Consider the following 20,568-nt stretch of genomic DNA (forward strand, 5'->3'; position numbering starts at 1 on the left):
CTCTTTCCTTTATTTACTCACCTGTTTCAGAAAATCGTTTTATACGTTCACCAATTTCATCGCGAACACGTTGAAATTCAGACCATTCTTTTCCTGCCGGGTCATCAAATCCCCAGTGAACACGATTCACATGCGGCGGAGTAGATGGGCATACAGCATCCGCATGACTACAAAGCGTAACGACTAAATCAGCGCTATTTAAAATGTTTGCATCAATTATATCTGATGTTTGATTTGTTATGTCGATATTTACTTCGTTCATTGCTTTAATTGCGTTTGGATTGACTCCATGTGCTTCGATTCCTGCAGAATACACATTCCACTTATCCCCTAAATATTGTTTACCCCACGCTTCTGCCATTTGGCTTCGGCATGAATTTCCTGTACATAAGAAATAGATTGTCTTTTTGTTTTCCATGTTGTTTTCCACCTTTATTTTTGAATTTAGACTGGTTGGTCATTAAAATATTTACGTTTAAACCAAAAGGCAACATTTACAAGTGCAATCATGACAGGTACTTCGACTAACGGTCCAATGACAGCTGCGAATGCTGCGCCCGAATGAATACCAAACACACCAACTGCTACAGCAATTGCTAACTCAAAGTTATTACTACCTGCTGTAAATGCTAACGTTGTCGTCACCGGATAGTTTGCACCAATGTTTCTTCCCATAAAGAAAGAAACAAAAAACATTACAATAAAATAGATTAATAACGGAATCGCTATTCTTACCACATCTAGTGGCACGCTAACAATCATCTCTCCTTTTAAAGAGAACATAACGATGATTGTAAATAGCAATGCAAGTAATGTAAGTGGACTAATTTTAGGTATAAACACTTTTTCATACCACTGTCTTCCTTTTAACTTAACTAGTACAAAGCGTGTCAACATACCTGCTATAAAAGGAATTCCTAAATAGATACATACTGATTTTGCTACTTCTATCATTGTAATATCGACAATAGCACCTTCAATCCCTAACCATTCTGGAATTACAGTTACAAATACGTATGCATAAACTGAGAAAAAGAGCATTTGGAATACCGAATTAAAAGCAACTAAACCTGCCGCATACTCTTTATCCCCATCAGCAAGGTCATTCCAAACAATGACCATTGCAATACAACGTGCTAACCCAATCATAATGAGACCAACCATGTATTCTGGTTTATCAGGAAGAAAAATAATTGCTAACACAAACATAAGTACCGGACCAATAATCCAATTTTGTACTAAAGATAGCACTAACACTTTTACATCTTTAAATACTCGGCCCATTTCCTCATAGCGAACTTTCGCTAACGGTGGATACATCATTACAATTAAACCAACAGCAAGCGGAATAGACGTCGTTCCAACCTGTAATGTATTCAGTCCGTCTACTACACTAGGGAACACAAACCCTAAACCAATCCCAACAGCCATCGCTAGAAAAATCCATAGTGTTAAATATCGGTCTAGAAAAGATAAACGTTTCATTTTATCCCCCTTCTTCTATGAAAAACCAAAATATATTTCATAGATAATTTCTCTTTTACATGTAATTAATCAATATTTTTTGATTAATAGAATAAAATTTTAACAACAGCTACCTTTGCCTGTTTTTCTAAAGATACAGCACAATTCTTCTGATAATAAATTATTCACTTCCGCATCATTTAAATCATAATAACTCCACGTACCTTTTGTTTCTTTTACAATTAAACCTGCATCTAGTAAAATCTTTAAATGATATGACAACTTAGATTGCGTCATTTCAAAAACTTCAGTTAAATCACATACACACGTCTGGCCTCGCTGACAAAGCTCATACATGATTTCTAAACGTTTTTGATCCGCCAACGCTTTAAACTTTTTCTCATAGAGCTGAAAATTTTGTGCCACTGTAGTTCACTTCCCTTCATCAACTTTTTTTGATGTTTATAGTATATACGTAGATGAGTTCTATATGCAACTTATTAATCAAGTTTTTTTGATTTATCTAAAAAACTTCCTCGCATCATATCTTTGTTACAATTAAAAAAGACCATAACCTTTTCAAAAATGAAAAACTATGGTTCTTTTTACAACTTAATAGTTACAATATTTCCGAGAAATGGAGTCTCTATAACTATTTTAAATTTTAATTTGATCATTATAGAGTAGTGCCCCATCACCCTCAATCTAAGAAAAACAAATACCCCAAAATGAGAAAAATCGATATGCTCTTGTTTTTGGTGCATATTCATAAAAAGCACGTTACTATTCTCATTAACATAAGAGAATAGTAACGTGCTTTTAATTTCAAAAATTGTCTAAGATGGTTGTGGGGCGGGCCCCCCATAAGAACGGTATCTAAAAGATTGTATGATAGGTGTTAGTTCCATTCCAATGGCCTCAGCCGGCGATTAACTCAAATACCGATTTCGGATGACCGCCATGTGATGAAGTTCGTGTCCTGCGACGCCGTACGCGAGGGCGCGCGCCGTAATGCTTAGGTTGTTGGCTGTGCCCTTGCGGGTCCACGCCTCAGCCGGTAGCCCGCGCAGCAATGTGATCGTTGATTGCCGTACGGCCCGGTAGTCTTCGGCCAATTGCGCGGTTGTCCAGCTTCCGAAAGGAGGTATGAATAATTCCTGATCGAAACCGGTCAGAGGCGTCTGGTCCCCTCTTGCGAACCGGAGCAGGCGGTAGGTCATGACGCGTTCCGCGTCTGTAATGTGGCCCACGACTTCTTTCAGCGTCCATTTTCCTTCCGCATACCGATATGTGGCCTGGCTTTCGGTCAACGATGCCAGGAGCTCTGTCATTTGCTTTTCCTGGGCGAGCAGAATGTCGATGATGTTACCGTCCGGCACCAAACGGATATATTCGCCGGAGCTTCCGGCGTATTCTTCTTCTGACGGTCTTTGATTCATGCGTAGTCACCTCTTATATGTAGATATAGAAAATTATAGCACTCGTCTATGTCTAATAAATTCGCAAAATGATAGAACTTTCCTTCTAATAATTGAGGATAAGCAACTATTTAGTTGGTCGGTCTCCACACTATCCTGATTCGTTAGCACAATAAGCAATTCTAATCAATAATGCATAAAAATTAGAAGTTATACAATATTTCAAAGTTATTAATATATATTGAGTTATTCCGAAACATATATTAATACATTTTGTCGAAACTATTAAAAAGGGAGAATTTCTCTAGCTGGAGAATTAATAATTGTGTTACCAATATGTAAAAATCTCAATTTAAAATTAAAGGAGAATAAAATGGGACAAATAATTGTATCGATGTACCTCTCACTAGATGGTGTCATGGAGGAACCAGCTTGGACTGCTCCATATTTCAATGAAGAAGTAGCAAAGTTTCAATCCGATTTACTGTTTGAAAGTGAAGCTCTTCTACTAGGGCGAGTAACCTATCAAGGTTTTGCAGCTGCCTGGCCTTCTATGACTGATGAAGAAGGTTTTGCTGATAAGATGAACAGCATGCCTAAATTTGTTGCTTCAACAACTTTAGAAAAAACCGAATGGAATGCAAATCTTATCAAGGGTAATATTGTAGAAGAAATATCGAAATTGAAGGAACAGCCCGGTCAGAACCTTTTAATTTATGGTAGTGGTGAGCTTATCCAAACATTGATGCAACACGACCTCATTGATGAATATCATTTTATGGTCAATCCTGTTATCGTGGGAAGCGGAAAGCATCTCTTTAAAACCGGAAACGATACAAAGGCTTTAAAACTGATCGAAACAAGAACGACCAGTTCAGGTGTCGTTATTCTTTCCTATCAGCCGGAGAAAAAAGAATAATTATTGATAAATTATATAATCAAAAAAAGATTGACTCTTTCAGATCAGGAAAAGTTAAAAATAACTTCCAATAACGAGAATAATGTAAATAAGCTGTCCATGTAGACAGCTTATTGTTTTTTTGCTTAGCGTGCAAAATTCGCGTCTTGTTCGCGGGACTCCAAACAGTACGATTTTATTTCAAAGACACAACGATCTTACTACACACTTTTTATTTATCCTACACTCTCATTTGCTAGTATTACTATTTTTTATTACTAATGTTGCCGTTTCACTCGGGTGGCTAAGAGGAAAATGATGGCCATATGGAACAAAATCAACCTTACCAAGATGCGATGGAGCAGAATAGGCTCTGTCATAATCCCCCCAAATAATGTGAAGATTATACTTTGTTACTTCATTGAAATCACCTTGATCGTTTTTCAGTAGTAAACTGTTAAGCTGAACCGTAGTATTTAAAATTCTAGGAGAAGTAAAACTTTTACTTATCTTTTCAATATAATGTTCAGGGATGCTCTCCATACTTTCAAACAAACCATTACTTAATAAATAACGCTCTATCAAATTAGTAGTTGCCAATTTTAATGTCCATTTGTTCATAACTTGAGGAACATTTAGCGATTTAGCATTTTTTTTAGCAACAGGTGGCTGAAGTAAAGTGATTGAATACTTCTTATCTATGTACTCTTGTACCAATGCTTCCAGAAGAATAAACGCACCGAATGAATGTCCAATTAGATGCGCACCATTCGTAGCTTTCTCCAATAACTTTTTCACTACATTCAAATAGATATCTAGAAGATTTTTCTCTTGTTTAAAAGGAGACCGTCCCAAACCTGGAAGATCCAAGATCCATACAGGTTGACCAGTTTTTTCATGAAGCTCTTGTGCTAAAGGAAATAAATCCTCTCCATCACTCAATAAACCATGTAATAAAATAAACGGTTTACCCTTTCCTTGTAATTGGTAAAGGGTAGTGTTATCGCATAATGTTCGTTTAAATAAATGATTATGCCGGCCATTTTGATACATTATTCGATAATCCAGATCAGCTACTACGGCAGGGAAAAATTTCATTACACTCGTCTTCTTAAACCAATCTCCTCCCATAATTTTTTTCGCTGAAACATTTGAAAATTTTTGTTTTGTAATAAAATTCAGTCCATCAGAAGGAATTTTTGTTATTTTACTTCCTCCACTATTCATAATTGCTTTCATAAATGGCATTGGAACAGAGATTTTTGGTGCCCTCATATTCATACTTTCCGACATAATACTTAATAATTCAGCAATGTTTTGATCGTGCTGTTTGTCTTCAACAAGTGTATATGTTTGAATAGTCGGTTGCTCCAATCTGAAAACCTGCACAATAAACTTCGCAAGCTCATCGTTTGAAATAAGTGGTAACCTATATCCCTTACCTCCAGGAATCACTGGCATGAGCCCTCTTCGCATACTCATCACAAGCAAACCTAATCCTGCTATCTGCTCTGTACTCCCTGTTTTACTACTACCGACTACAGTTGGCGGATTAATTACAGAAAGCGGATAACCTACTGCTGATGCCTGCTGACGGATATAAAGATCTGCTAAAAATTTTGTTCTCTCATATGGATTTTTTATTTTCAAATAATTGTTTCCTTCTTTAAACACATCAATTGCAATCTTGCTATTTTTATCATCAAAGGGACTCATATAACCTACAACATGAATAAATTGTTGCAAACCCTTCAATTGATGAATACTTTTAGCTAATTCACTAATATGTTTGGCACCATTTAAAAATACGGAAGCTGCCTCTTTACTTGTCGCTTGAATATCCATGGGGCCTCCTGCGTGAATAATCACATCCGTTTTCAATACCCTCTCCTTATCTTCAGCACTTAGACCTAAATCTATTTTCGTCAAATCACCTTCAATAAAGTGCATAACTTCCTTTTTTAAGATGCCTCTTTCTTGAAAAAGGCGTGTTGCTTTATTTTTCGACCTCACTAAAAGAAGAATTTTAACATCCTCTTTGGCTAATTCTTTTACTAATTGTTTTCCAATAAAGCCTGTTCCACCAGTTAAAAATACTGTTCTCATATAAAATCCCCCTTTTAGTACTATTTAGTACTAATTTGATGTAAAAAAAATGCTTCTTTTATCGAAGCAATTTTAAAAAATGATCTGCTGTTTTCGTGATTACAGTTGCATCCTTCAATGTTTCTGAAATAAATAACGCTCCTTCAAGATTTGTAATAAAAAGTGATGCAACCTCATCAATATTAATCGTATTTCTGAATTCTCCATTCTCTACCCCTTGTTTAAGTAATAGAGAAACTTTCTTTTGTAATCCTGTAAAAAAAAGACCTATTTTTTCTTTTATTTGCGTGGCCTGTTTAGGACTTTGAATATAAAGAGTAATAAATGGACAGCTCCCCCTATACTCCCTCGACTGAACTCCTTGTGATAATTGCTTTAAAAACAGTTGGATACGATCTTCAACTAAAAATTGGTTCTGAGAAAGTATGTCATCAATTGCAGATTGATACATTTCAATCCAATAATCAACGACCCCTTCTAATAATACTTCCTTATTAGAAAAATGATAATACACATTAGACTTTGAAACTTTGCTTACACGTACTAATTCATCCATACTTGTATAAGCAAACCCTTTTTCTAAAAATAATGTTGCAGCTACTTCAATCACACGTTTTTGATTCATTAATTTTATCTTTGTCATAACTAGAACTATATAGTACTAATTTGAATATTGCAAGTATTTATGTTAATTTTTAAAAAAGTTCCACTAACATTGATTTTACTGCAAAAAATCTTATTTTGAATAAAGTTGAACTGAACCCCGAAATTGTTCATTCACTATCGTCTAATCGGGGGCACCATACATACCCGTCAACTTAAGAAAAAGAAATGCCCCCTGATTCAAGTTGCCTAGCGAAAAAATCACGTTTTAATAGACTTCTTTAGTATGCCTATCTTTCTATAAATTACTAGATTAGCTTGATGGCTATGGAGTAGTGACCCTATAAACAAAACCCACCAGAAACATCTAAAATCTGCCCCGTTACCCAGCGGCTATCAGAAGAAGCAAGGAATGCTACTGCATCTGCAATATCTTCAACTTGCCCTATTCGCCCGAACACAGATGAGTTAGTAGCAAAATTTCGTATTTCCGGATCATCTAGCAATTTTGCATTGATATCTGTCTTCGTATATCCAGGCATAATTGTATTCACTGTTATACCTCTTTCTCCAAGATGTTTAGCTAGAGGCAGTGTCATCGTATTAAGCGCACCTTTACTTAAGCCGTATGCAATTGAGCCTGTAAAACCAAGTCGTACTTCAGCTGATGAAATGTTAATAATGCGACCCTCTGCTCGTATTAATGGTAATGTTTGCTGGATTAAAAAGAATGGTGCTTTCATATTTACAGACATAATTTCATCAAAAACTTCTTCTGTCGTATTTTCAATCGTTCCTTGTGTACCTATCCCTGCATTGTTTACTAAAATATCAATCTCTGATGTACCAACTTTTATTTGTAATTCATGCTTTAACTGTTCTACTAGCTTTTTGACACCATCAATTGAATTGAGTTCAGCTTCAATTAAGAACGCTTTTCCTCCATTAGATTCAATCTCACTAATCGTTTCATCTGCAGCTGTTTTATTTCGACCGTAGTGAATCGCAACTAATGCTCCATCTTTCGCCAATCTCATCGCAATCGCACGGCCAATTCCGCGACTCGCTCCTGTTACTAATGCTACTTTTCCATTAAGATTCTTCATTTCTTCCATCCTTCCTAAATTTCCGTTTGATGAATGCTATACTTATATTTTCATGCAAAAACCAATCATTTTAAATATAGATTTATAGGTAATTTAGTTCGTTCACTTATGATATTATAGTTATAATTTATGATTCACTTTAGAAAACAAAACAAGGAGGCTACACAATGCAAAACACAGTAAAACTGGATGAAATCGATCATAAAATTATGAACTTGTTGTATGAAAATGCGAGAATTTCCGTTTCAGAAATAGGACGAATTATATCCATGACGCAACCTGCTGTAAAAGAGCGTATTAATAAACTTGAAGATCAAGGAGTTATAGCGGCTTATCGAACGAAATTTGAGCCTGCAAAAATTAATAAAAACATTCAAGCATTCATCATGTTTAAAACGAGCCAATGCTCTGATTTTATTCAATTTTGTAATGCCGCTCCTGAAGTAACAGATTTATATCGAATTAGTGGGGAGTTTAATTATATGATGAAGGTCATGAGCGATTCGATGGATTCTCTCGCTACATTTTTAGACTCTTTAATGCAATTTGGCTTGTCATCTCCTTTAATTGTTTTAAAGAGTGAGTTTGAGGAGAAATTGTCATTCTAATAAAGGATACGTATTATCCTCCGCTAACAGTAAAAGCTTTTCCTTTATGAGAAAATCCAACAAAATTAATGATTAGTAACAAAAAAAGAACATTGATTTTCAATGTTCTTTTTTATATCTCTACTTATTATTTAGATTGCTATTCGAAAAAAGTACCTTAATCCCCTTACCCTTGATTCCTCTGCGCCTCTCTAAACTCCTCCTTCACCTTCTCTAACACCCCTTCTTCCGTAATTAATCGATACGCCGTATTTGCTAATGCTTTTGCCGATGTAATTAATGCTTTATCTCCAAGTTCTGAACGTGCTGCTTCTCTAAATTCATTCGTATGTGCAATTAAATCATCTGGTCCGATTTTAATGTACGGATGAATTGTCGGTACGACTTGACTTACGTTTCCTGCGTCGGTTGAACCGATTCCTACTCTTTCTGTACGATTTACATCTTCACCTAATAGTTCTAGTTCTTCCGCTACAATATCGTTATATGTTTTTGTTACGAGTAATTCATCGATTTCATTTTGGAATTGATGGATTTTTACTTTCGCACCTGTTGCTAACGCTGCTCCCTCAGCAATATTTTTTACTTTTTCTGTTACTTCTGCACATCTTTTTCGCGTTGCTGCACGGATGAAGAACCTTGCTGCAGCGTAGTCAGGAATAATGTTAGGTGCTTTTCCTCCTTCTGTAATGACGCCATGAATTCTCACGTCTGACGGAAGTTGTTGGCGAAGTGCATTAATACCGTTATAGAGCTGAATAACCGCATCTAATGCGTTAATCCCTTCTTCTGGCGAAGCTGCAGCGTGAGCTGTTTTTCCGTAAAAATGAAAATCAAGTGGATCGACTGCTAGTGAAGGACTCGTTGTCGCTGTTTTTCCGCTCGGATGAATCATAAGCGCCGCATCAATGTCTTTAAATAAACCTGCCTTTACATAACTTGATTTCGCGCTACCATTTGGCCCGCCTTCTTCTGCTGGCGTACCAAACACGACAACTTCCCCGCCAATTTCTTCAAGTGTTTCTGATAATGCAATTGCTGCTGCAACACTAATTGTGCCGATTAAATTGTGACCACACGCATGACCGAGTCCTGGTAAAGCGTCGTACTCCGCTAAAAATGCAATTGCCGGTCCTTGTTTTCCAGAGCTTTTTCGCGCGATAAATCCCGTTTCATGTCCAGCTATATTGTGCTGCAACTGAAACCCTGCACTACCTAGTAATAAACTTAACGTTCTTGATGCGTAAAACTCTTGGTTTCCAATCTCCGGATTCGCATGAATATCATGACTTGTTTCTATGTACTTTTCCTTATTTCTTTCGATACTCTCTTCAATTGTTTTTCTTTGTGACGCTACTCCTGTCTCTCCCATTTTTCTTCCTCCTTTTATTTTCACGTAAAAAAGCCTCTTTCTAAAAGATAGAAAGAGGCTTTTGTATATACAGTCAAAATGAGCTTCTTTCTTATCTTTCAAGTTACCTTGCTGGAATTGGCACAGTATTCATAACGAATCCGCTGCCGAGGTATCATAGGGCCAGTCCCTCCACCTCTCGTGATAAGAATTTTCATAAAATTATATTAAATTATTTTTTATTCTAAGTTCATTCCAAGTAAAAGTCAAGGAATTCCTATCCGAATTTACCGAATATCTAAAAATCCTTTTAATACACCAATTGTCTCAGGTGCTTGCAGTCTTGCACATACGTACGGAAATTCCGTACTACCTTCAAACATCATTTGAGATGTAAGCGGTGCGCCTGCCCAGAAGATTTCATCATCGATTACTAGGAACGGGAATGCTTTATTTTGTCTTTGTAACTTTACATTTTTCAGTGGAACTGGTCCGTCACTATACACTGTTATTTGCGCATTTGTACGCATTAACGCTTGCCATACTCTCTTATCCACTTGTTTTGTACTTGGAAGTGAAATAATAATTTTTCGTTTTGCTGCTAAAATATCTTTTAATAGCCCTTTCGTTTCCTCAAGATTCATTTCCATAAACCAGCGTAAACGTTTCGATATTTTTCGTTCCCACAATTGTCTTGATGTCGTGCGATCATACACATCTCCGTGACGTTCTATATGAGCTGTTAATTGTGATAATGCTTGTTTTCTCGATAAATTTTTGCGCATGTAGTGGCAATCTGATAATTGAATGAACTTCCGATACGATAAACTTAACTAAATCTATACAATTCAATCAAATTTACACGAGTTAGTGCTTCATCGTGTTCTCGCAACCCCGAAGGGACGAGGGGTATAACACTCCACACGAGGCAGTATCGTTACCTCCTATTATCAAGCATTTATTTTACCCATCTTGATAAATTTATCGCAGCATTTACATCCCTATCGTGATGGCTATTGCATGAAGCACAACGCCATTCACGAATCTTTAAACTCCACTGTCCTTCTGGTTGAACTGAATGGTCGTATTTTACGCCGCAACATGAGCAAATCTTGCTTGAGGCGAACCATTTATCAGCTTTTACATACGCAATGCCGTACTTCTCGCACTTGTATGACAAACATTGAAAGAAGAAGTTTAATTTTTGAAATGAAAATGCTTTCGATAGCTTTTTGTTTTTTAACAGGTTTGAGATAGATAAGTCTTCCACAACAATCCTCATTGGTTTGGTTTTCACCAATTTAGCTGTTGCTTGATGGATATGGTTATTTCGGATATTCGTAATTTTCCTAGATAACCGCAGGTGCTCAGCTTTCGCTTTTTCATATCCGGCAGATTGAATTTTTACACCTTTTTTAAATCGCCTAGACATATCTCTTTGTGCTGACTTTTTCCTTTTCAAAAGCTTTTTAACCTTGGCATCTTTGTTTATATTTCGTTCTTTCATACCATTAGAAGCTACAAACAACTCTTTTAACCCAACATCCACACCAATCAACTCGTTCGTTAGTTCTTGGAATTCAAAGTCTTCTTGGAATCCTACACTAATCCACCAGTGACGACCATCAAAGGTAACTCTTGGATTGGATGGTTTTTTGTTTCTTGGTAGTTGTTGGCTTGTTTTCACTTCTCCAATAGACTGAATATGAACGACTTTCTTTCCTATAATCAGTCTTTCATAATTGGCATAAAATCCTTGGATTAAATCTTTTTTGGATTTATAAGAAGTGTGAGAACCATTTTTGTACTTTTTGAACGAATTTTTTCTCGCCGTATCAAAATCTTTTGAAGCCTGTTTGGGAACTTGTGCATTAATGTCTTTTAACCACTCATATCTCTTTCGCTTCTTGATCTTTGTAAATCGTTTCTGTAAAGCTAACTGTGAAACAGATTTTCCAAATAGCTTATAGTATCTATCACTCATTCTTTTACAATAGTTATAAGCAAATCTTGCAGCACCAGCATGGTTTCTAAGCACTTTTTCTTGTTCAGGCGTTGGAATCAGTCTAACTTTCTTCGCCAATATCATCAGAATGTAACTCCTTTAATGAAAGATTTGTTCTTCTGAATCGTAGCGTGTTCCACCAGCATTCTCCTGAGACTACCAGGATACAAACCTGTTAATTCCGATACTTGACTAACTCGTGAAAATTTCATTATTATTCTCACCTCATTGAACCTATCGCAGCACGTACGTTCGATGAATTCAATGAAGTTTGATAGATTCAATAAAATTTATCTTGTTCAACTAGGGCCGCAATTCCTTAGCCAGTTCTCTTATGAACTTCTCATGTTTTCACATGAGCGCAGACTATATGTTTATCTACTTAGAGATAGAGGATTTTTCCACCACCATAAGCTTGTGATGTACTCTCGTCAGTTATACGAGATAGTCGTTGAACGTTCATCTTATCACTTTTGACTTAGATGATTCGAGGCGGAAGACCCATTGTTCTAGTGTTTAGGATTTAACCTTGCACCATCTGATTGATTTTTTCTGCTTTCGCGACATTCACGCTCGCTATTTCTAGCCACGTTGTAGTTCAATCAGCTTTAGGGATTGCCCGCAGTTAACCCTCACTACTAGCCAATCACTTGACTAGCAGGGCTTACTGATATATTTAATTAACTTTCGTTATAATTGGTTAAATAAATCGTAACAGTTAGTTACCCTCTCGCTCTCGTCACTGCTACATTGACGAGGCGATGGTTTTTATGGTCAAAGAATAATACGCCAGGTCGTTCTTGCGGATAACTGTCAACCGTATCAAAGATCATCATATCTCTTTCAGAACCTTGGAACTTATGAACTGTCGCCGCTAAAACTGGTATGTTTTGATATTTCGTTCTCTGCAACATTTCTCTAATACACGTCGATAAAAAGCGTGACTGCGCCCTGTAAGGTGTCACAATACCAATTGATTGAACACCGTCTAACAATCCGATTAACATCATTTGCATTGCTACTAAACCAGACATAATGTTAAAACGTGAACCAGAAGCAGCATCTTTTAACGAAAAAGCTCCCATTTGGCTCGTATCAAATAAAACACTCGCTTCATTTGCAAACGGCTGCAATTGCGCAAGTTCTTTACGCTCTGAAACAGACGGATGATCGTATACTCTATTTTTATAAATAAACGAATTCGTAAACTTCGATATATCCGCATGCATACGTCTTTGTTCCTGCAACATAAATAGGTTTGGGTGTGCTTCTGATTTATTAACAGACTCCACAATCCCAGCATGGTAAAACATATCTTCCCCAAGCCATTTGCGAACGAGTTCATGATTTGCCATCGCAATTGGAGGTAACTGTAAAAAGTCACCGCAAACGACGATACGTTTTCCAAGTGAAGCAGCTAATGCAATTTGCGGAACGAACGCCATACTCACCTCATCTACGACAACTAAATCAAATGTACGCTCATAAATTAGCGCATCAATGGCACATTTCGATAAAGTTGCGCCGATTACTTTCGCATTTTCAATATATTCTTTTTCTACTTCTTTAATTTTAGCCTTTTGCTTTCGAAGATCACTTTCAATCTCCTGCATACGCTTCTTATCAGAGGACGTTGCCTTATACGATAAGATTTTTTCACGAAGCTCTTGGCGTGTTTCTTCCAAGTAGAGTCTTTCCTCACCCCATGATCCGTTCGTCGTTTCAACTAACTTAGATGCAAGTAACGTTTCATGATTTCGTATATGTTCATGTTGACTATAACCGTAACGAACAATTTCGCCAGGCGTCCATTTCTTTTTCTTCTCAATTTGCTTCGTTACTTCACTCATTAATACGTCTACTGCCGCATTACTATGAGCTAACACAAGTACCGATTTTCCTTTTTGATAATGGGCCGAAATAATACGTGATAAATTGTAAGACTTCCCTGTTCCCGGCGGTCCCCATACGTACGTTGTCGGATTATAAAACGCGCGATATGCCAGTTCATTTTTTGGATTTTTCATCTTCTCAATATGTTTCGGGCTGCTCGTCCCATCAACAAGACGCTTTATACGATTACGTTTCAGCTTATCTTTACGTGCTTCTTTCAATCGCTCTTGCAGTTGCTCTAAAAGTTGCCACGGTTCACTGTATAAAACCGCTTCTCTTATTTCACCTTGTATATAATCATTTAATTTCAGTTCTATTTCTAATCCATGTACAGATAATACTTCTCCTGTCGCTTCCTCACCATCGAACTCAATTCGAATCGGTGAACCTTCAGGTAAGCTTACTTCCGAAATAAGCTGAAATACGTATACTGTACTTTCATAATCTGTATATAAAAAACGACCATTCATGATAGAAATTTTACTACCACCTATCGTTTTCCAATGTTTAATTTCATATGCTAATGCATAATGCCACTCTTTCATCGTTTCCGATAATGAAGGAGTTTGAGTAGTTGTATTCATCGTATAATCTCCTTCCTTCTCCCCAAACATACTTTCTCACTATACCATATAACACGCTAAAATTTGTAAGGTTTTTATCTTGCTTATTTTCTTAATTTTCAATAATATATTGTATATAATTTTCAGAAAGAAGGAATCTACATGCCAGTTAGAAGAATAGAACACGTTGGACTTATGGTTGCAAACTTAGAAGCATCTATCTCATTTTATGAAGAAGTAGTCGGCTTACAGCTCCTTAAACGTATGGGGCACCCGAACCCAGACTTAAAACTCGCTTTTTTAGGTGTGGAAGAATCGAAGGAAACGATACTCGAACTCATTGAAGGTTATAACTCTTCTCTTCCGGCAGAAGGAAAAGTACATCACATTTGCTTTAAGGTAGATTCATTAGAGGATGAAATTGAAAGAATACAAAAACACGGCGTAACCTTTTTACTAGGAGAAGAAATCGAAACATTACCAGATGGAACACGTTACATATTCTTCGCTGGCCCTGATGGAGAGTGGATTGAGTTTTTTGAGACGGAGAGATAAAGTGAAACTTTAATCAGCCCACAATAAACGGGATAATAACTTTATGATTCACATAAGGAGTAGAAACTGATGAATACAGTTTTTATTATCGTTTTTTGGGTACTTATACTATTTCCACTTCTTAATATAATTCTGATAAAGAAATGGAATATAAGTCCCATTGATCTCATGGGGGTATTTGGCAATTTAAAAATGCTGTTTACTTATAGCACTTTTACGAATGCAAAAATAGCCAAAATACGCAAGCAGTTTCGCATAAAAACTTGCATATTTTAGGCTGTTTAATTGTACTCCTTATTTTGTTAAAGTTACCCGTCAGTTCAATTCCAAAGACCTCATGTGATGAAGTTCGTGTTCTGTATCCGCTACACTATCTGTAGCAACAGTTGCTATCTCATTTTCTTCAATACTTGACCTTGCTCGATTTATAGCCTGTTCTAGCTTTACGTTCTTCTTGTTCATAGCTGTTACTAAGCGTTCTATAGTTGCTACATCTTTATGATAAAAAATTCTAGAATTATTATTGCTACATTCTTTCATTTTATTAATTAGTATGATATACCATCACAGCACCAGAAAGACTAATATAAGCTAGTATCATCCATACGTTATCATTTCTAATCTATCCTGTTTAGAAATGATAACGTTTTTTTGTACTTAAAGGTATTAAAATTTCTTAAATTGATGGGAATATAGGGTGTCCCCTATATGGTGGAGATAGAATCGTAGCGGATGACATAGGAGAAAAACTAAACGGTCTAAAAGTATTGTATTTTAATATTAAAATTTTAAAGGTAGCCAACTATATAAAATGTAACACTGACGTTCCAGGGGATTATGTTGAATACAATAATGAGGAAAAATGGTTTATGTCTATATTATTTTCTCTTCCAATTACTATATCTTTTTAGCATACTATTAACTATAAGGAGGGAGTACCGAAATGGAAGAAAAGAAAGTGACGTGGTTAGAACTCTTTTATGATTTGTTATTTGTGGCGGCAGTGACGGCTGCGACTCATGTTTTACTTCATGTTGAAGATGGTCAAATCCATGCAGAGTATTTAGTAAAATTTGTCTTAATTTTTATTCCGATCTGGTGGGCTTGGGTAGGGCAAACCATCTTTGTTAACCGGTTTGGAAAAGATTTATTTCATCAAAGAATTTTTTTGATCCTGCAAATGTTTTTTGTCCTAATAATGACATCAAGCTTATCAGCTGATTTTGATCCTTATTATCTTTCTTTTTTAATTGGCTATATTGGCTTAAGGGTCGTGACTGCAATTCAATATCTTGTTGTCCAGCGTATAGAAGAGGGGGCTCGAAAAAAAGCAGCACTCTTTTTAGGAAGATATTTTTGGATTGGAATCGTTATTTCATTATTATCCGTCTTTTTTGATTCTTGGATTCGATATGCTGTGTTATATTTTGGGATTCTTATCGATATTATTGTCCCACTGCTTGGAAGGAAGTGTTTAGAAAAGGTTCCTACAAATACAGCCCACTTGTTAGAGAGATTTGGTCTATTTTCCATTATTCTCTTTGGGGAAGCTCTTGTAAGCACTCTTGTGGTCATTCAACCTAAACAAGGAAATTGGGATTCAATAAGCTTTGCGATCATTTCATTTATCCTCATTATTTCGATGTGGTGGCAATATTTCGATAACATGGAGAAGAAACTCGACAAGTCTAGACAAACTTCTGGTCAAATTATTATTTACGGTCATCTATTTATTTTAATGTCTTTGAGTATGGTTGCAGCATCCATTAGATTATTATTTTTACATGAGGTCTATTATTCTTTTATCTTATATTTTGTTTTTGGTTCTGTATTGCTCTATTTCCTGTCAACTACAATTGTTTTTCATCAATACAGGTTTGAACAACACCGCTTGAATATTTATCATTTATGCTTGTTTTTAGGAATTTTAGCAGTCTTTTTTGTTATTAATTTAATTATAGTAGTGCCGAATATTGTGATAATAGGACAATTAACCTTATTTTTTATCATCTATGCTAAATTAACAAGCACATAAATAAAAGAATCAAATAAATTAGTATCAAACTATAATACTGGTTTATATATATTGGTAAATTTTATATTTATATTAAATCTTATAATTCACGGTGACTCTGATGCAACTGTACCTTTTGAGTTAAGTGGAAACGCACATATGATTCCATTCCTGATAGTAAACTTGCTCTAATACAAGTTGTCCTCATGGATTAAACGCAACTCCTACAAAAGAATTTAATGAAGTATTATTAACATTTTTAAAAGAATAATCTTTGAGGAACTACCAGAGGCGGTTCAACAGCAATATCAAGAATAATAACACGAATTTATCGATTAGGGTTTTCCAAAAAGAGTAGCGCTATGCCTAATCTTTTGGAAAACCTTCTTTACATAGTTTTTTTAGGTCTCTTAGGGGAATCGTCACAGTGCTATCAAGTTAAAAAATACATTCTTCCCATAAACGAAAAAACGAACTGAACTTCTATGGACAACTATGAAAGAATGAAATTTTCGTTTTGGGGATAATTCAAAATCTTAGGTTGATGGCGATGTGGCAGTACCCCAAATCCAACATCTCTAGCTAGATTCTGTAAGGTATTTGGTGATAAAAGACTCTTAATCTCCTGTGCAAATAATTGTAAGTCGTCAGATACAGAATTAGACATAAAAAAACGTCATCCTTTCCTATAATTCTACCGTAAGAATAACGTCTTTATGGCGATATGGTGGTATACCTACTTAATTTAGCTTATTCTCCCTTTTCGGGGATTTGGGCAAAATTACCCCACAAAAAAACAGCGAACCCTTCGAATATGTGGGTTCGCCATTATAAATCATTTATTTCACGTCTAATTTTTCTTTCACCTTCCCAGGAAGCTCGTCTTTCTTCACCTCTTCCCAAGCAGTTACACCTTTTTTATCGGAGTGGAACACGCGTAAGAATGCTTCTTTACGAAGCTCTTTAAATCCATTAAATTTCACTGTTTTTTCATTACCATTTTCGTCAAATCCTTGTAATTCATAATTATACTCTGTGTATTTATTTCCTTCTTTAGATACCCCTGACTTTATTTTCGCATCAGTTGTAATTTGAACATAGTATTCATCTTTTCCCATACGATTCACATCGCAACCAACTAACATTGTAGCAAATACAACTAGAATACTAAAAAGTGTAATATATCTTTTCACGTCATTCACCTCATGTGTTTTTTATTATGCTGTTATCATAACCCCTTTTTATTTGAGAAGAAATTCAAGAACATGACATGAAGATTACACTTTTGTAAGATAATAAAAAGACGACTACAACAGCTGCCTTTTTAATCAACATCATAACAATCACTTGCATTGTAGTCTAACATTTAAATAAACCAACCCATATAAACACAAAAAAGAGGAGTCACCCTAAGGTGACTCCTTACCTAAGATAACTCCCAAAATATAAGTTATACAACACCCTTAAAAAAATAAATAATTTACTCCGGTTGCTATGATAGAGAATCCCATAATAATTGCTATTACAATACTGTGACGTACACGATTCATAACGAAGATTGCAATATACTCTCGAATCATCGCATTTGGCCAATAATAGAAGGCTGTTTTTGAGCCAATTCCTTGGCTATTTAATCCTACTATTTTAGCGTATAATCCGGCGCGAAACACATGGAAGTTGTTTGTAGAAAAAATGCAGTTATACTGTGTTCCTTTTAATGATTCCATAATTCTCTTTGAAAAAAGCATATTTTGGTATGTTGTAGTAGAACGGTCCTCTTTTATTGTATTCTCTAGAGGAATCCTATTATTCACAGCATACTCCTGCATAGCTTTCGCTTCAGAAATATTTTCATCTGATCCTTGTCCACCAGAGAAAATAATCTTAGGTGGTGAGGAAACTGCTTCTTGTTTCTTATAAAATTCAATAGCTCTATTAATTCTGCTAGCTAAAAGTGACGTAACCTTAAATATTTAGAAATTTAAAAAGCCCCCTAATATTGTTAAAGGGGCTTTACTCATACGAATGATAATTTTTATAAATAATTGCTAAATAGTGAATTTACATAAATGCTTTTAGAAGCTCTTGAACTAATGGGATTGCTCCACCTATAAATTTTAAAACTGCCATTGCGATTTCCATATTATTTCCTCCTCTTTTGTTAATACTGGGATGTGATTAAACTTTATACCTTCATTATAGTAAGCGCTTACATTTGTAACAATACATTTCTGTATGCAATATTGCATATTTATACGTTTTGACAATATTTGACCTCTATTAGCCATTCTTTAATGGTACCATAACGAAGTGAGAGTCTTTAAGGGTTCTCCTTAATAGGAGGAAACATGGAAAAAGTTCAAGATATTTACAGTAATATAAAATTTAAAAGTTGGTTTAAACAAGTATTAGCTGTAGGAGGAATATTAGGATTCTGCTACTTGGTGTTATATGGTTTTTGTTTTTTAGTTGATATGTAAATATTATACAAAGATACTAGTGGAGTCTTGCCTACAGAGGTAAGACTCTTTTATTGTACTTGAGATGAACAAACTACATACAATAGCTTTCAGGTTCTTCAAATTTCTCTGTATGGTTCTTTGTTCCTCTATGTTCTAGACCCACTATTTCCTATCATTCAATATAAATGAACTTCCATTTATATTGAAAATACAATTTTATTGATAAAAAATGTCTTTTTACTAGATACATATTAAAAAGAAAAGTATAAGTTGTATTCCATTTCGGTACAATCTTTTTATCTTTGAAAAGGACTTAAATCTTATTAATAGATTTGAGTCCTTTTTGTATACATCAATCTCTATATAACCATATAAATATAATATATTAAAAATAATTTAAATGCAAGAATACTTGTAGAGGAACCGCCAACACTTCGAAAAAAACAAGCTAAGCCAAAAAATACAATAAGCTGCCCATATGGACAGCTTATTTACACAATTTTCTTTATGGGAAGTACACTTAAGGTCATTTTTAACTTAATAGGAGTCTAATATCTCAAGTTTCTTAGCTAATACCCAGCTATTTAGGCCTAAAGATGCATAAATATTGTAATAAAAATAATTCCCGTTTCTCAATGTTTCCTATAATTCTTTAGTATCTTCATAGAACATAGGCCAACCTTGCATTAAGATATTATATATATATTTCTTACTACAAATATGGACGGTATTATCCTTGTTGCAGTTTTAATTTTAATCAAGTCTATTGTAATTACACAGATTGAAATATCTATTCAATTTTAAAAATAGTAAAGGAAATGTATATAAAAAGATCACTTGTCTTAGAAACAAGTGATCTTTTTATTAGATAAACTGCAACTTGCTAACAGCAGGTAATTGTTATCCTATTCATATGTTCAATAGATATCATAATACATTTTTTAGTTATATAGACGGAATTGTTTCTAATAAAATGAGACCAAAAATATTTCAAAAGGTACCATTAATTATTTAATGCTTTAAAAATGCAATTTTGAACCTTTCGAAGCACTAAATTAGATAGATTTTAATAAGCTTCGAACTTTGTCTGCATCAGGATCTCACAATTGAGTCTGAGTAATTAATGCTGTCAACATAACAAAAGAGTCCTGATTGAAACAAACTTTTTTATGAGTTTTACAAGAGTAAACTTTTAAACATATAATTACATTTCTACTATTTATTTTACCACTTGTACAGATACTGGTTTCCACCCCTGATTCTCTACCCAATCAATATTAACCTTATATTTTTTATTACTTTGTTTATCTCGTACATTACCGTAGGCTTTATTATTACCATTATTTCCAATAAAATCGAAAATCAATTGGCTCTCTGGAACATCAACAGCATAAGAGATTGCTTTTTTCATCTCACTCCAATCTACTGTTCCTTCTTTAAATTTCATATCAGGTTTTGCTCCTTGCTCTGTACCAATTGGCTTCCATGAAGGATTAGTTTGAGGATCCTTTTCTTGAGATAC

Annotated in this window: 16 protein-coding genes, 6 pseudogenes and 1 riboswitch; of the genes and pseudogenes, 6 read left to right on the forward strand and 16 right to left on the reverse strand. The window is 35.1% G+C overall.

The window, feature by feature from the left end:
* Nucleotides 1–13: 13 nt before the first annotated feature.
* From arsC to BLT20_RS25345, 4 genes are all read right to left on the reverse strand, one after another.
* Entirely contained in the window at nucleotides 14–418 is a 405-nt protein-coding gene (gene arsC / locus BLT20_RS25325) for an arsenate reductase (thioredoxin) (RefSeq protein WP_000428353.1), read from the reverse strand.
* A 26-nt stretch (nucleotides 419–444) separates the two neighbouring features.
* Nucleotides 445–1,485, reverse strand: a complete 1,041-nt coding sequence (gene arsB / locus BLT20_RS25330) for an ACR3 family arsenite efflux transporter (RefSeq protein WP_000826562.1) — start codon at nucleotides 1,483–1,485, stop codon at nucleotides 445–447.
* 99 nt (nucleotides 1,486–1,584) lie between these two features.
* Nucleotides 1,585–1,890, reverse strand: a complete 306-nt coding sequence (arsR, locus tag BLT20_RS25335) for an arsenical resistance operon transcriptional regulator ArsR (RefSeq protein ID WP_002026021.1) — start codon at nucleotides 1,888–1,890, stop codon at nucleotides 1,585–1,587.
* Between the two features lie 503 nt (nucleotides 1,891–2,393).
* Nucleotides 2,394–2,903 carry a DinB family protein gene (locus tag BLT20_RS25345; RefSeq protein ID WP_001076319.1) on the reverse strand — a complete coding sequence of 170 codons (510 nt, stop codon included), beginning with the start codon at nucleotides 2,901–2,903 and terminating at the stop codon, nucleotides 2,394–2,396.
* A gap of 352 nt (nucleotides 2,904–3,255) precedes the next feature.
* Here BLT20_RS25345 and BLT20_RS25350 point away from each other — a divergent pair, with 352 nt between their 5' ends.
* On the forward strand, nucleotides 3,256–3,801 hold the full coding sequence (locus BLT20_RS25350) for a dihydrofolate reductase family protein (RefSeq protein WP_000529756.1): 546 nt from the start codon (nucleotides 3,256–3,258) through the stop codon (nucleotides 3,799–3,801).
* A gap of 228 nt (nucleotides 3,802–4,029) precedes the next feature.
* Here BLT20_RS25350 and BLT20_RS25355 read toward each other — a convergent pair whose 3' ends face one another.
* From BLT20_RS25355 to BLT20_RS25365, 3 genes are all read right to left on the reverse strand, one after another.
* The gene (locus BLT20_RS25355) at nucleotides 4,030–5,886 is read right to left on the reverse strand and encodes an alpha/beta fold hydrolase (protein ID WP_001261123.1); all 1,857 of its coding nucleotides are present in this window, start codon (nucleotides 5,884–5,886) and stop codon (nucleotides 4,030–4,032) included.
* Between the two features lie 58 nt (nucleotides 5,887–5,944).
* Nucleotides 5,945–6,511: a TetR/AcrR family transcriptional regulator gene (locus BLT20_RS25360; protein ID WP_001072314.1), complete on the reverse strand. Its 567-nt coding sequence runs from the start codon at nucleotides 6,509–6,511 to the stop codon at nucleotides 5,945–5,947.
* A 319-nt stretch (nucleotides 6,512–6,830) separates the two neighbouring features.
* Nucleotides 6,831–7,595 carry an SDR family oxidoreductase gene (locus BLT20_RS25365; RefSeq protein WP_000793421.1) on the reverse strand — a complete coding sequence of 255 codons (765 nt, stop codon included), beginning with the start codon at nucleotides 7,593–7,595 and terminating at the stop codon, nucleotides 6,831–6,833.
* A gap of 167 nt (nucleotides 7,596–7,762) precedes the next feature.
* Between BLT20_RS25365 and BLT20_RS25370 the strand changes: the two genes are divergently transcribed.
* Nucleotides 7,763–8,203, forward strand: a complete 441-nt coding sequence (locus tag BLT20_RS25370; RefSeq protein WP_001181719.1) for an Lrp/AsnC family transcriptional regulator — start codon at nucleotides 7,763–7,765, stop codon at nucleotides 8,201–8,203.
* Nucleotides 8,204–8,369: 166 nt separating this feature from the next.
* Here BLT20_RS25370 and BLT20_RS25375 read toward each other — a convergent pair whose 3' ends face one another.
* From BLT20_RS25375 to BLT20_RS25390, 4 genes and pseudogenes are all read right to left on the reverse strand, one after another.
* Nucleotides 8,370–9,575 carry a M20 family metallopeptidase gene (locus tag BLT20_RS25375; protein WP_000504804.1) on the reverse strand — a complete coding sequence of 402 codons (1,206 nt, stop codon included), beginning with the start codon at nucleotides 9,573–9,575 and terminating at the stop codon, nucleotides 8,370–8,372.
* Between the two features lie 88 nt (nucleotides 9,576–9,663).
* Nucleotides 9,664–9,765, reverse strand: a riboswitch (SAM riboswitch).
* A gap of 76 nt (nucleotides 9,766–9,841) precedes the next feature.
* Nucleotides 9,842–10,369 (reverse strand): annotated as a pseudogene (locus tag BLT20_RS25380) (disulfide oxidoreductase); the annotation flags it as partial.
* A 143-nt stretch (nucleotides 10,370–10,512) separates the two neighbouring features.
* Nucleotides 10,513–11,643, reverse strand: coding sequence for an RNA-guided endonuclease InsQ/TnpB family protein (locus BLT20_RS25385; protein ID WP_000599325.1), 1,131 nt, complete (start codon nucleotides 11,641–11,643; stop codon nucleotides 10,513–10,515).
* A gap of 641 nt (nucleotides 11,644–12,284) precedes the next feature.
* Nucleotides 12,285–14,066 (reverse strand): annotated as a pseudogene (locus BLT20_RS25390) (AAA domain-containing protein); the annotation flags it as partial.
* Between the two features lie 111 nt (nucleotides 14,067–14,177).
* Here BLT20_RS25390 and BLT20_RS25395 point away from each other — a divergent pair.
* On the forward strand, nucleotides 14,178–14,570 hold the full coding sequence (locus BLT20_RS25395; RefSeq protein WP_001145268.1) for a VOC family protein: 393 nt from the start codon (nucleotides 14,178–14,180) through the stop codon (nucleotides 14,568–14,570).
* Between the two features lie 351 nt (nucleotides 14,571–14,921).
* On the opposite strand, the pseudogene BLT20_RS31390 reads toward BLT20_RS25395, so the two are convergent.
* A pseudogene (locus BLT20_RS31390) lies at nucleotides 14,922–15,104 on the reverse strand (hypothetical protein); the annotation flags it as partial.
* 409 nt (nucleotides 15,105–15,513) lie between these two features.
* Here BLT20_RS31390 and BLT20_RS25410 point away from each other — a divergent pair.
* Together BLT20_RS25410 and BLT20_RS25415 are read left to right on the forward strand one after the other, a co-directional pair.
* Nucleotides 15,514–16,605 (forward strand): low temperature requirement protein A, encoded by a 1,092-nt coding sequence (locus tag BLT20_RS25410; RefSeq protein ID WP_000391548.1) that lies wholly within the window; start codon nucleotides 15,514–15,516, stop codon nucleotides 16,603–16,605.
* A 69-nt stretch (nucleotides 16,606–16,674) separates the two neighbouring features.
* A pseudogene (locus BLT20_RS25415) lies at nucleotides 16,675–16,855 on the forward strand (alpha/beta fold hydrolase); the annotation flags it as partial.
* A 568-nt stretch (nucleotides 16,856–17,423) separates the two neighbouring features.
* Here the strand turns inward: BLT20_RS25415 and BLT20_RS25420 are convergent.
* From BLT20_RS25420 to BLT20_RS31395, 3 genes and pseudogenes are all read right to left on the reverse strand, one after another.
* The gene (locus BLT20_RS25420) at nucleotides 17,424–17,777 is read right to left on the reverse strand and encodes a YxeA family protein (protein ID WP_000833211.1); all 354 of its coding nucleotides are present in this window, start codon (nucleotides 17,775–17,777) and stop codon (nucleotides 17,424–17,426) included.
* Nucleotides 17,778–18,047: 270 nt separating this feature from the next.
* A pseudogene (locus tag BLT20_RS25425) lies at nucleotides 18,048–18,551 on the reverse strand (YdcF family protein); the annotation flags it as partial.
* Nucleotides 18,552–18,645: 94 nt separating this feature from the next.
* Nucleotides 18,646–18,833, reverse strand: a pseudogene (locus tag BLT20_RS31395) (hypothetical protein).
* Nucleotides 18,834–18,932: 99 nt separating this feature from the next.
* Here BLT20_RS31395 and BLT20_RS31160 point away from each other — a divergent pair.
* Nucleotides 18,933–19,064, forward strand: coding sequence for a hypothetical protein (locus tag BLT20_RS31160; RefSeq protein ID WP_000416932.1), 132 nt, complete (start codon nucleotides 18,933–18,935; stop codon nucleotides 19,062–19,064).
* A gap of 1,201 nt (nucleotides 19,065–20,265) precedes the next feature.
* Here the strand turns inward: BLT20_RS31160 and BLT20_RS25430 are convergent.
* A partial coding sequence (locus tag BLT20_RS25430) for a YrrS family protein (RefSeq protein ID WP_141769996.1) occupies nucleotides 20,266–20,568 on the reverse strand: 303 nt, incomplete at its 5' end.

Source organism: Bacillus sp. cl96 (genome assembly GCF_900100505.1).
In the GTDB taxonomy this organism is placed as follows: Bacteria; Bacillota; Bacilli; order Bacillales; family Bacillaceae_G; genus Bacillus_A; species Bacillus_A cereus.